Genomic DNA, 11,260 nt, shown 5'->3' on the forward strand with positions numbered 1-11,260 from the left:
TGGAGTTAAGGTTCGGCTGAATAATTTGACCCCACGGGATTGGTCCGTCGCGACTCAAATCGCGCCATTTGAATTTCTTTCGTGATGGAAAACCAGAATTTCACCAGTTGCACACCGTCTTCCATCAACATGTGCTCGAATTCCGGGACTTGACGCATGAATTGTTCGTATTGCTCGGGCGTGCAAAATCCGTTGACCGGCTCGACAACCGCGCGGTTGTACCAGCTTCGGTCAAAAAAGACGATCTCTCCGGGATTCGGAAGATGTCGAATATACCGCTGGAGATACCACTGCCCCATTTCTTCCTGAGTCGGCTTGGGAAGAGCAACTACACGCATTGCGCGAGGATTGAGATGCTCAATGAAACGGCGGATGGTTCCCCCCTTTCCTGCAGCGTCGCGACCTTCGAAAATAATCGCGACCCGCTTCCCGGTTTCCTGAACCCAACGCTGCATTTTCACCAGTTCGACCTGAAGGTATTCCAGATCGAATTCGTATTTGATCGATCGTTTAATCTTCCCTACACTGACTTTTTTCGAGCGCAACAGTTGGATAAACTCGCGCGAAGAATGCAAATCGGACAATTCATCCTGAAGGAGGACATTTTCGGGAATGGGTATCACATCCGCACTCTCGATCGCTTCAGCCAGAAGCGAAGCTAGTTCTGTTCTCGATACTTCCGAATCGGCCTTGACTAGATAGTGCGTGCCTTCACCCTTGTCACCATTTCCGGAATTCGGTGAAAGGGATTCATTTCCAGATGTTAAACTGGTCTCTACAGCAGCTTGTCCTTCATTCGTCATTGTGTCACCTGAAAAGATTGGGGCTTGGGAGATTCAATAGAAAAAAAGAGGTCATCTTACAAATCTAAGTTGTAAGATGACCTGAAGTAATACCTTATTACTCTATTATGAACTCAATTGAAATAATTCTTGTGGAGGCTCTGCTTCGATCAGTTTCAGGTCGAATTTTTCCTGCAGAATTTTAAATACGTTCGGAGTAATAAATGCCGGTGGTTCGGGACCGAGACGAATCCCCTTCACTCCAAGATGAAGAAGAGTCAGAAGAACTGCGACAGCCTTTTGTTCAAACCAGGAGATGGCAAGAGTCAACGGGAGATCATTGACACCACAATCAAAGGCTTCGGCCAACGCGGACGCTACCTTTATGGCTCCATAGGCATCGTTACATTGTCCCATATCGAGTAATCGTGGTAACCCTGCCACAGTTCCGTAATCGTAATCACGAATACGGAATTTCCCGCAGCCTAAAGTTAAAATGACCGACTCTTGTGGCGCCTGCTGTGCAAGTTGAGTGAAGTAGTTTCGACCCGATTCTGCACCGTCACAGCCACCAATCAGATAGAAGTGTTTAATTTCACCCGATTTGACCGCATCAACAATCTTATCGGCAACCCCCAGAATCACTCCATGATGAAAACCAACGGTCGACTCACCAGTTAGCTGTTCAACCAGTGGTTGACACTCACGAGCTTTCTCAATGACAGGAGTGAAATCATTATCCGTCAAACGAACACACCCCGGCACTGCTGTGATTCGCGTTGTAAATAAGCGGTCAGCGTAAGATTCCCACGGAATCAGTACACAGTTGGTCGTGGCGACAACCGGACCGGAGAATTGGGTGAACTCCAAGTGTTGATTCTGCCAAGCGGTCCCGAAATGTCCCGCTAAATGTGCATGTTTCTTGAGCTCTGGGTAACTATGAGCAGGCAGCATCTCTCCATGAGTGTAGACATTGATGCCCATGCCGGCAGTTTGTTCCAGAAGATCGGCAAGATCCAGAAGATCATGGCCGGTAACGAGAATCCCCGGACCTGCTTGGGTACCTTCCTTAACGGTGGTCGGCTCCGCTGCTCCAAACTTCTCAGCATGCCCTTCATCCAACAGCTCCATGACACGCAAATTCATGCGGCCGCATTCCAGCACAAGTTCCAGCAACGACTCCAGATCAAAGTTTACATTCGTCATCGTGGCGAATAGCGCTTCTTCAATAAACGCACTGACCTCATCATCTGTCTTTCCCAGACGGCGGGCATGGTTAGCATAGGCGGCCATCCCTTTTACACCATATAACAGGGTTTCCTGTAATGATTGCACGTCAGGATCTTTGCCACAGACACCGACGTCGGTGCAACCGGTTCCCTGGGATGTTTGTTCACATTGATTACAAAACATAGTGACTCCGATCTTCTAAACGGGGAAAAATAATTGATTATTGTTATATTGATCAACAATTTCTAATATGTGTTTTCTCTTCCGTCAGATAATAAACAATGCTATAACCGGACGTCAAGGTCCAGATATCTTTTTTCGAGAGGTAACGTAGAGTAAAATGGAACATATTGATGAGCAACTCCTGGAAACCGATCTTGCCTATCGTTTTGAATATCTCAAAAATTTCATCGGTTTTGATGAGACCGATGTGACAGCAATCCGCAATAGCATCTCCCAATTTGCACCATGTATCAGCAAACTGGTTGATGCAACTTACGAGCGATTACTCAACTTCGATGCCACCGCACGTCATTTCGTACCGCGTCAGCATGGTTATGAAGGAGATCTACCCGAATCACTACAGGATCTCACGGCTGAGGATAACCAGATCAAATTTCGGAAAGATCATCTTCAACGATATTTTATGAAGTTACTGGGACATTCATATGACGCGAAAATGGTCATCTATCTGGATATGGTAGGCAAGATTCATACTCCCAAAGCAGGGAGTCAACAGCTCGATATTCCACTCGTTCAGATGAACGCGCTGATGGGTTTAATATCCGATCAATTGATTGAGACGTTTCTGGAGTTGGACATTCCGAACGACCAGAAATTCGCTGCCGTCCGAGCGTTTCAGAAGCTACTCTGGATACAGAATGATTTTATTTCCCGTCATTACGCCGTGATACCCCAAGACTGACATCTCTGATTTCGAGTCTGATCTTTTTGATTTTCGGGTAGGATCTTCAGTATGTGATTCATATTAACCTCTCACATAAAAGATTCTACGACGACAGATGATTTCGAAACCGGCCTCCCCCTCCCCCTAATTCTGATCACGTCAACATTTTGCAAAAAACGCAGTATGGCATCTAAATCTGACAACTAGTGTGAATCACTGAATTCGTAGTACCATTACCTGACTCTGATGTTGCAATCGAAATAAATCCGTTTAGGATTATATAAGATTGCAATGTTCTCATTAAAATCACTCCCCATCGATAAGTCCCAAGCCAACCATTCATGATTCTATTCGACAGATGACAATTAGATAGCCAAATCGTTAATCATAAACAATGGAACCTGAGCCATGCACCAATTGCACCGAAGCCTTTCTCTTGCTTTACTCGTTCTCACCAGTGCCACATGTATCACCCATGCCGCGGATGGCCAGTTTGCTGTTGAATCTAATCTGCGCGCTGGCGTTGCCAAAATTGACATTACACCTGACGACGTAAACCAGTTTGAAGTCGTCGGGCATCGTCGAAAGGTGACCGGTGTGCGTGATCCGCTAAGAGCTGGAGTATTAGTGCTGGATGACGGCAAGACAAAAGCAGCAATCGTAACGCTTGATCTAATCTCTGCGTATGATGAACTGGTAAAACTGGCTCGTCAGCAGATTGAGAAAGAAACGGGCATACCGGCGGCCAACATTATGGTTGCCGTCTCACACAATCACTCTGGTCCCGGTTTTGATCTCAAATCAAAGTGGAGTCAAGAACTGATTGGGAAGCTCGGCGCCGCAGCAAAACAGGCGGCCTCGAAAATGAGCCCCGTAACTGTGGGCTATGGTGAGGACAAAATCGGATTCGGCATCAACCGACGAAAGGTAATCAATGGCCGGGCCGTTGTGCGGCTTAACAAAGAAGGACCCAATGATCCCCGCGTGAAAGTCCTACGCTTCGACGATGGCAAATCGCTGACACCAATGGCGGTGCTAATGCACGCTGTATGTCATCCCTGTTTTTTCACATGGGGCGACAAAGGATCGATGCCCTATCCAAACGGCTATCCGAAGATGAGCGCCGACTTTCCGGGCGAAGCACAATCATTTGTCGAAATGTGCTACGGGCAAAAAACCAGTTCGCTGTTTTTACAGGGCTGCGCAGGCGACATTCGTCCGAATCTTCCCGGCTATCCATATCGCTGTGCTGATGAAGCTGATATCCAATGGGCGGGGCGGGATCTGGGCAGCGCAGTCGTTCGAACGCTGGCTCGCAATGTAACACGCGAACAACTTGCCGGTCGTGCAAAGCACTACCAGATCCGAGTTGCAAACACAGTCATTTCGTTGCCCGGTAAAGAGGGCCGCATCAAATCAGAACTACAGGCGATGAAAATCGGCCCGTATCTGTTACTGACAATGCCTGGCGAGCCGATGGTCGAATACGGATTCAAACTGGAAAAAGACATCGCGGACCGCGCCATTCCGATTATCGTAGGATACGCCAACGGACACGTCGGATACATTGCTACAGCAGATTCTTATAGCGTCGGCGGTTATGAACCGAATACGTCGAAACTGGTGCCGGAAGCAGAATCGATTATTCTCACCGAACTGAGTCTCCTCGCCGATCGTGTAATTGGAGATGTCTTCGAATCGTTTTCCAAGCACCCGAAGGATATCAAAAAACGCGAGCAGGCAGACAAAGCCCGTTCCAAATAATCTCAAGTGCGACCTTCGCCCAAACGCTAGTCGGCATCCAAATTTCTTGTAACCACTCCAAAAAACATTTGAATCGAATAGAGATGCAGAGAAGCCAATCTCCGTTGGAACCGGAAGCGAAATCTAATTCATAAGGAACTCTCCATGCGAAACGGCTCCCTTTTCTTGTTTACCATCTGCCTGATTGGCTTCACCTCACATGCCTCAGGCGCGGAGAAAACCAACATCGTCTTCATCCTGGCCGATGACATGGGGTATTCGGATCTGGGTTGCTATGGCGGAGAGATTGAAACGCCGAACCTAGATAAGCTGGCTGCCGGCGGATTGAAATTCTCGCAGTTTTACAATACGGCCCGTTGCTGGCCAACCCGGGCAGCGCTGATGACGGGCTTCTACGCCCAACAAGTTCATCGCGACGCACTACCGGAATTGGGTGGCGGTAGTCGTGGCAAAAGACAATCATGGGCACGACTGTTGCCCGACTTTCTCAAACCACACGGATATCGCAATTATCACAGCGGCAAGTGGCATATCGATGGTAAGGTGCTCGACGCAGGCTTTGACCGTTCCTACGACACACGCAACCAGGGAAATTTCTTCACAGAGAAAGGAAACCTGCTCGACGATGTGCGCATCAATGCAGCCAAGGATGAATCAGGGTATTACACGACCATCGCAACAGCCGATCATGCAATCAAATGTTTGCAGGATCATGCTGACAAATATACAAATCAGCCGTTTTTTCATTACGTCGCTTTCATCGCGCCGCATTTCCCACTGCACGCGCTTCCCGAGGACATCGCGCGCTACCGGAACAAATACCTTGATGGCTGGGATAACATGCGCGAACAACGATTCGCGCGACAACAAAATATGGGCTTGCTCAAGACGACATTATCAAAACTCGAACCAGATGTAGGCCCCCCGTATCATTTTCCCGCTGCGTTTGAGAAGCTTGGTCCTGGCGAGATCAATCGCCCCCTGCCCTGGCAGGAATTAAACGATGAACAACGTAAGTTTCAAGCAACAAAAATGGCGATCCACGCCGCCATGGTGGATCGAATGGATCGTGAGATCGGTCGACTCATTAAACAACTCAAGGCAATGGACGCTTACGACAACACGCTGATCTTCTTCGCCTCAGATAACGGAGCCAGCGCTGAAATCATGGTGCGGAACGGCGGCCACGACCCCCAGGCCGCACCGGGCAGCGCTGCCACATACCTCTGTTTAGGGCCGGGCTTTTCCAGTGCATGCAATACGCCGTTTCGACGTCACAAAACCTGGGTCCACGAAGGTGGTGCCAGCACGCCGTTAGTAGTGCACTGGCCTGCCGGCATAAAGGACCGGGGAGCAATTCGAAAGACACCGGCTCACATGATCGACATCGTGCCCACGATTCTGGACGTACTCAATATTGAGAAACCGACACAGTGGGAAGGCGAGAAAATCCCCTCGGCCCCCGGTCATAGTTTAGTCCCGGCGTTCAACAAAGACGTTACAGTGGATCGCGAATTTCTGTGGTGGCTCCACGAAGGCAATCGCGCCATTCGCGTAGGCGACTGGAAGCTGGTCGCCGCCAAGGGTGATCCATGGGAGTTGTACGACTTAAGCAATGATCGCGCCGAGTCCAACAACCTCATCAAAGAACATCCAGACAAAGCAACCGAACTCGAAGCCCTCTGGAATCGGCAGTTAGCTGAAACAAATAAACTAGCCGCCAAGACCGCTCAGAAAAATGCTCCGAAAAACCAAAGCGAAAAGCGAAGGCGAAAATAAAATAACTGCATTGATCAAGTACGAGGATTCCAAAACCCTTCTCAACCTTCCTTTTTTGTCAATTTTTGGATCAGGAAATCGTAGAGATCCTCATAGGAGTCATCCTCGATATCGGGAGCTTTGACAATGCACTCAAGATTCAGCTTTCGCATCGCCTCCTGAAGCTTGAGCCCCAAGAGCGGATGATGCACCCAGAGGGACTGATTGGTTTCGATGGTCACCTTCGAATTCGGACGATTGTAGCTCATATAAACCGGGGGATCATCCCTGGTCAAATGAGTGATTGCGGAAGCTTCCTCTGCCAACTTCGCCACACGTGGAGTATCGGCGGTCTCACCTTCCTGCATGGCATAGAAATCGATAAGGGCAGAATGAGGCGGCAGATCGGGAACGCCAAACCATTTCCGAAAGACGCGCATATCATAAGTGGACTGTCCTCCTAATGTGCCGGCGCCAAGAATGCGGGTAGACTGCCGAGCAACAGGATCGTCACTTTTAGAATCCGCTCGATCATCATTGAAAGCGAGCCAGAGAGAAATCCCTGCACCGGCAGAACCGCCATAACAGACGATCTTCTTTGAGTCAATGTTCCACTCGACTGCTCTCGAACGAATCAACTGCAGACAGCGGGCGGAATCATGCATCGCAATCGGATAGGGAAATTCTCCGCCATTCGTCAGACGGTAGTTGATCGAAGCGAAAGAGATTCCCTCATTCAGAAATCGCTCGACGATCGACTTCCGGATGCCGCCTTTGTCGCCTCCCCTGAATCCGCCACCATGAATGTAGATGCAGAGAGGCGTAAGGGAGCCCTTCTCTTTCGGTTTTGCCAGCCAAATATCAAAGGCCTGTTGTTTATGGGCACCGTACTTCACATCGGCATAAGTCGGCGTGGCAGGTTTGTTCCGTTTCTTCTGCTCATCCAAACGCTTAAGGCGTTTTTGATTGAACGTCACCGCCTCTTCCCGACTCAACACACCATCCCCATTCGTATCAGCTTTGGGATATCGTTTGAGAATTTCTTTCAGCCTGTCGTCTAGATTAACACGAGGCTGTTGTGCGTTAAGACTGCCCACGATAATGGCAACTGCAGAGAACACAGCGATTTGAATAGTATGCTTGAGGAACATATTCTTCCGGACTTTCTAAAAATCATCGTTCAAAGATGATCAAACAAATCGAGACACAAATCAGTAAACACTTCAGAACAGAAAAAGTTTCAGCAGAAGAAACACTTTGACAAGTTTATCTCTTCTTCAATTACAAACATCACGCGTCTATTTATCTACTACTCTTATACAGAAATATGATAATTGAACTACTTTTCACACATTTCAGATCAAATCTCAAAACAGAGGTTTTTAGGGATTTCACTTGATATAGAATCCAGAGGCTGAAATGAACCTACTTCTTAATCTCTTGTTCCATGCATTAAATTATTCAAAAATAAATTTATGAATAATTTTGTCCCCCACTCTGTCAGTCGTTCGCCATCATTGTGTACGATCAACTCGCATTTGCGAATTTCAAGTTTTAAGAAAGGAACCTAAGATGGCTAAGTTTATGTTCTTACAGCGTGGAGCCTGTGAAAGTCCTCCTGAAATGACACCGGAACAGATGGAAGCGGGAATGAAGGCCTGGATGGATTGGGTCAAAAATGGAACAGATGAAGGCTGGTTGCTTGACCCCGGCAGTCCACTGGGCGGCACCGGAGCCGTAGTCAAACCCGACTTGAGTGTAATCGATGGTCCCTTCGCTGAGTCGAAAGAGCTAGTGGGTGGCTACTCCATTGTTGAAGCAGCTAATCTGGCCGAGGCGTGTGAGTTGGCTAAGCAAACCATGAAGCTCGCAGGGGGCGGAAAGATCGAAGTTCGTGAATTCGCTAACGTTGGACAATAATCGACTGAATTGATTTCCATGCGATTTTTCCAAGAGCAAATCTTCTATCGTTTCACCTTTAAAAATTACTGCAGCCTGCGCAGTCAAAGAATTTAACACTTATATCGGGCTCTTCAGCTAGGCCCTTTCAGAGGGAGTTTAAAATGTCTAAATTTATGTTTGTTTATCGCGGTGGTCATGAAGACATGGAACAGATTTCGCCCGAACAGATGCAACAAGTGATGCAAATGTGGATGGATTGGATTCAAGGCGGTACCGAAGCCGGCTGGATGATTGACGGCGGCGATGCTTTGAAACCGGGTGGTGCCATTGTAAACTCGGATCTGTCTGTCACCGATGGACCCTTCGCTGAATCGAAAGAGTTGGTAGGTGGTTATTCAATGGTGGACGCGCCCGATTTGGCTGCTGCCATCGAATTAGCGAAAAGTTCTCCGATGCCAAAATCAGGTGGCACTGTGGAGGTTCGTGAATTACCAAATCTCGGGAAGCAAGAATAATGAAACCATCGACCAACCAACTGGTCGAACACTTCTTTCGGCACGAGTCAGCAAATCTGATAGCAGTGCTGACTCGTGCCTTTGGTATTCGCCGGCTCGACCTGATCGAGGACATGGTTCAAGTCGCGATGCTGGAAGCGATGCATGCATGGAAACAACGCGGCGTGCCCGATCAACCTGCGGCCTGGATTCATCGTGTAACCAAAAATCGAATCCTGGATTCCTTGCGTCGTGAGAAGACCTGCGAAAAAGCGATCACGTTATCTGGACAATCAATCGACGAACAGGAATCGATTGTCGATCAATGGCTGGAAGAAGAACAGATACCTGACAGCTTACTTAGGATGATGTTTGTCTGCTGCCATCCAACACTCGAACGAAAAACACAGATCGCACTGACACTGAAAACACTTTGCGGATTTGGTATCCCCGAAATCGCCCGAGGACTGCTGCTTCCAAATGAAACGATTAAGAAACGCATTCAACGCGCGAAGATTTCTTTGGCAGAATCGAATGTGAAGCCTGAACTCCCCAGTGCTGATCAGCTGACGCTACGTCTGGACGTCGTACACGATGTGCTCTATTTGATGTTTAATGAAGGCTATAGCACTTCACATGGCACAGAACCCATCCGCGACGACATCTGCGAAGAAGCAGCGCGACTGTGTCATCTGCTATGTGAGAGTCCCTGCTCAGTGCCGACATCGAAAGCATTGTTGGCTCTACTGTTGTTCCATGCCGCTCGACTTGATGCAAGAACAGATGAGGACGGAGCTGTAATCTTGCTGGAAGACCAGGACCGCTCGAAGTGGGACCGTCGCTTGATCTGTGTCGCACAAAGCTGGTTGGCGAAGTCAAAAACCGATCAGCCTACGACCATTCATCTCGAGGCAGCAATCGCGATGCAGCATTGTATCGCCCCCAGTGTCAAACAGACGAACTGGGAGACCATTGTCATCCTTTATAGTCGGCTGCTGCAGATACGCGAATCGCCAATTTACACATTGAACCGAGCGATCGCCTTGGGGCAGGCAGGCGATACACGCGAGGCCATGGCGCAATTGCAGTCGCTACGGAATCGTGAGGACATGAAAAGCTATCTGCTGCTGGATTGTGCTCTCGCCCGAATGCATGAGTTAGAAGGCAACACAACAGAAGCAATTGACTCTTATCTGATTGCGTTATCCAAGGCAGTCGCTCCGCATGAGAAAGAGTTGCTGGAAAAAAAGCTACGCAAGCTTGCCGAATAAAGGTGGGACAATTCGATTCAATTTCCGCCACATCCACTTTCAGTTTCTTTCATTTTGTGAGATAGTAGATTACAACTTGTGAGAACATATCTGAAAATGTGATAATCTATTTAAGACTTGACAACTCACCTAAACGCTCAATTTGGTAGTGCACGTCGACGGATACACCAGGTTCTCCATCCAAAAACGGCTTCTGATTCTCCCTTCTTAATGAGAGAAGAAACAATGCCAAAACCTCTAAGATATTTGATCTACCTGATTGGAACGATTATTCTCTATTACTCGTTCTTCATTTCCGGGTGTTCTTCACTACTTCTCAGCGATAAAGACAGATGTCTTTCTGAATTAGAAAATGTCTGTCCGAACGGACTTGAAACAAACAAAGTTTATAAAAAATATGCTGACCAGGAATGTTTTTCTGAGGTAATTGATGAGTTAATCTCCGCAGAAAAAACAGATACTACGGACTTCTCTTATGCTTTTTACATGCTACTCGAACAATTGATGCATTCACCAAATAGTACTTTTACTCATGCCTGGTCATGGATTAAGTTAGAGTATGAGCATGTATCGATAGACTGCGAGATTGCGCTCAATAAAAACACATTAAATGCCATCAAACGGGGAATCCACAACAAGCCCCAGATCTTGAACAACCTCTTATACCACCGGGTACAAGAGGATTTAACTAATGGACACGGTTATGATTTCCAAAGAAATCATCTGCTGGATGACTATCATAAATACTTCTCCGATGAGAGCCGAACTAAGTCATCGAAGTTTGTCTGCCTGATCTTTCTAGCAGCTTTATTTGGAGACCCAGGTATGATCGAAGAGACCAACTGGGAAAACGTCGAAGAAAAATGGCGAACTCAATGCAACTGGCTGGGTGAAGTCGCCAAGTTCTGTGTGTTTGATTCACAGAAGAAATATTACGTCGTCAATCAGGAAGCATTAAAAATGGGATCACCAGTGAATACGCTAAAGCAAATCCCAAACTCACACCTCAATAGTTTGTACCAGGTCAAAAAACCAAATCTGCTTGAAGATTGAAATAATCAAGCGATCCATTGAATTCCGCTACCACACGTATTGTTATGAGATCATTGAATAATGACTTACTTAAGGCAGCCTCTAAGAATCAATTTTTCA

General features: G+C 47.5%; 10 protein-coding genes. 7 read left to right on the top strand and 3 right to left on the bottom strand.

The window, feature by feature from the left end:
• Nucleotides 1–5: 5 nt before the first annotated feature.
• Both Q0668_RS18160 and hcp read right to left on the bottom strand, forming a co-directional pair.
• On the bottom strand, nt 6–803 hold the full coding sequence (locus Q0668_RS18160) for a hypothetical protein (RefSeq protein ID WP_298867215.1): 798 nt from the start codon (nt 801–803) through the stop codon (nt 6–8).
• A gap of 105 nt (nt 804–908) precedes the next feature.
• Nucleotides 909–2,195, bottom strand: coding sequence for a hydroxylamine reductase (gene hcp / locus Q0668_RS18165; RefSeq protein ID WP_298867217.1), 1,287 nt, complete (start codon nt 2,193–2,195; stop codon nt 909–911).
• A gap of 157 nt (nt 2,196–2,352) precedes the next feature.
• Between hcp and Q0668_RS18170 the strand changes: the two genes are divergently transcribed.
• From Q0668_RS18170 to Q0668_RS18180, 3 genes are all read left to right on the top strand, one after another.
• The gene (locus Q0668_RS18170) at nt 2,353–2,937 is read left to right on the top strand and encodes a protoglobin family protein (RefSeq protein ID WP_298867219.1); all 585 of its coding nucleotides are present in this window, start codon (nt 2,353–2,355) and stop codon (nt 2,935–2,937) included.
• Nucleotides 2,938–3,327: 390 nt separating this feature from the next.
• Nucleotides 3,328–4,683: a hypothetical protein gene (locus Q0668_RS18175; RefSeq protein ID WP_298867221.1), complete on the top strand. Its 1,356-nt coding sequence runs from the start codon at nt 3,328–3,330 to the stop codon at nt 4,681–4,683.
• Between the two features lie 144 nt (nt 4,684–4,827).
• Complete coding sequence (locus Q0668_RS18180; protein ID WP_298867223.1) at nt 4,828–6,462, top strand: arylsulfatase; 1,635 nt, start codon at nt 4,828–4,830, stop codon at nt 6,460–6,462.
• 41 nt (nt 6,463–6,503) lie between these two features.
• Here the strand turns inward: Q0668_RS18180 and Q0668_RS18185 are convergent, their stop codons facing one another.
• Complete coding sequence (locus Q0668_RS18185) at nt 6,504–7,592, bottom strand: alpha/beta hydrolase (RefSeq protein ID WP_298867224.1); 1,089 nt, start codon at nt 7,590–7,592, stop codon at nt 6,504–6,506.
• Between the two features lie 421 nt (nt 7,593–8,013).
• Here Q0668_RS18185 and Q0668_RS18190 point away from each other — a divergent pair, with 421 nt between their 5' ends.
• The 4 genes from Q0668_RS18190 to Q0668_RS18205 all read left to right on the top strand — a co-directional run bounded on the left by Q0668_RS18190 (nt 8,014) and on the right by Q0668_RS18205 (nt 11,161).
• Complete coding sequence (locus Q0668_RS18190; RefSeq protein ID WP_298867226.1) at nt 8,014–8,361, top strand: YciI family protein; 348 nt, start codon at nt 8,014–8,016, stop codon at nt 8,359–8,361.
• Nucleotides 8,362–8,504: 143 nt separating this feature from the next.
• Nucleotides 8,505–8,858, top strand: coding sequence for a YciI family protein (locus Q0668_RS18195; protein ID WP_298867228.1), 354 nt, complete (start codon nt 8,505–8,507; stop codon nt 8,856–8,858).
• Nucleotides 8,858–10,108: a sigma-70 family RNA polymerase sigma factor gene (locus Q0668_RS18200; protein ID WP_298867230.1), complete on the top strand. Its 1,251-nt coding sequence runs from the start codon at nt 8,858–8,860 to the stop codon at nt 10,106–10,108. Before Q0668_RS18195 ends, Q0668_RS18200 begins: the two co-directional genes overlap by 1 nt.
• Before the next feature lie 225 nt (nt 10,109–10,333).
• On the top strand, nt 10,334–11,161 hold the full coding sequence (locus Q0668_RS18205) for a hypothetical protein (RefSeq protein ID WP_298867232.1): 828 nt from the start codon (nt 10,334–10,336) through the stop codon (nt 11,159–11,161).
• Nucleotides 11,162–11,260 lie beyond the last annotated feature (99 nt).

The organism is uncultured Gimesia sp., from assembly GCF_937910335.1.
Classification (GTDB): Bacteria; Planctomycetota; Planctomycetia; order Planctomycetales; family Planctomycetaceae; genus Gimesia.

Bases quoted from the DNA above. Each gene is read 5' to 3' on its own strand.
- Q0668_RS18175 (WP_298867221.1), top strand. From the start codon at position 3,328: ATGCACCAATTGCACCGAAGCCTTTCTCTTGCTTTACTCGTTCTCACC.
- Q0668_RS18200 (WP_298867230.1), top strand. From the start codon at position 8,858: ATGAAACCATCGACCAACCAACTGGTCGAACACTTCTTTCGGCACGAG.
- Q0668_RS18185 (WP_298867224.1), bottom strand. From the start codon at position 7,592: ATGTTCCTCAAGCATACTATTCAAATCGCTGTGTTCTCTGCAGTTGCC.
- Q0668_RS18195 (WP_298867228.1), top strand. From the start codon at position 8,505: ATGTCTAAATTTATGTTTGTTTATCGCGGTGGTCATGAAGACATGGAA.
- Q0668_RS18190 (WP_298867226.1), top strand. From the start codon at position 8,014: ATGGCTAAGTTTATGTTCTTACAGCGTGGAGCCTGTGAAAGTCCTCCT.
- Q0668_RS18170 (WP_298867219.1), top strand. From the start codon at position 2,353: ATGGAACATATTGATGAGCAACTCCTGGAAACCGATCTTGCCTATCGT.
- hcp (WP_298867217.1), bottom strand. From the start codon at position 2,195: ATGTTTTGTAATCAATGTGAACAAACATCCCAGGGAACCGGTTGCACC.
- Q0668_RS18160 (WP_298867215.1), bottom strand. From the start codon at position 803: ATGACGAATGAAGGACAAGCTGCTGTAGAGACCAGTTTAACATCTGGA.
- Q0668_RS18205 (WP_298867232.1), top strand. From the start codon at position 10,334: ATGCCAAAACCTCTAAGATATTTGATCTACCTGATTGGAACGATTATT.
- Q0668_RS18180 (WP_298867223.1), top strand. From the start codon at position 4,828: ATGCGAAACGGCTCCCTTTTCTTGTTTACCATCTGCCTGATTGGCTTC.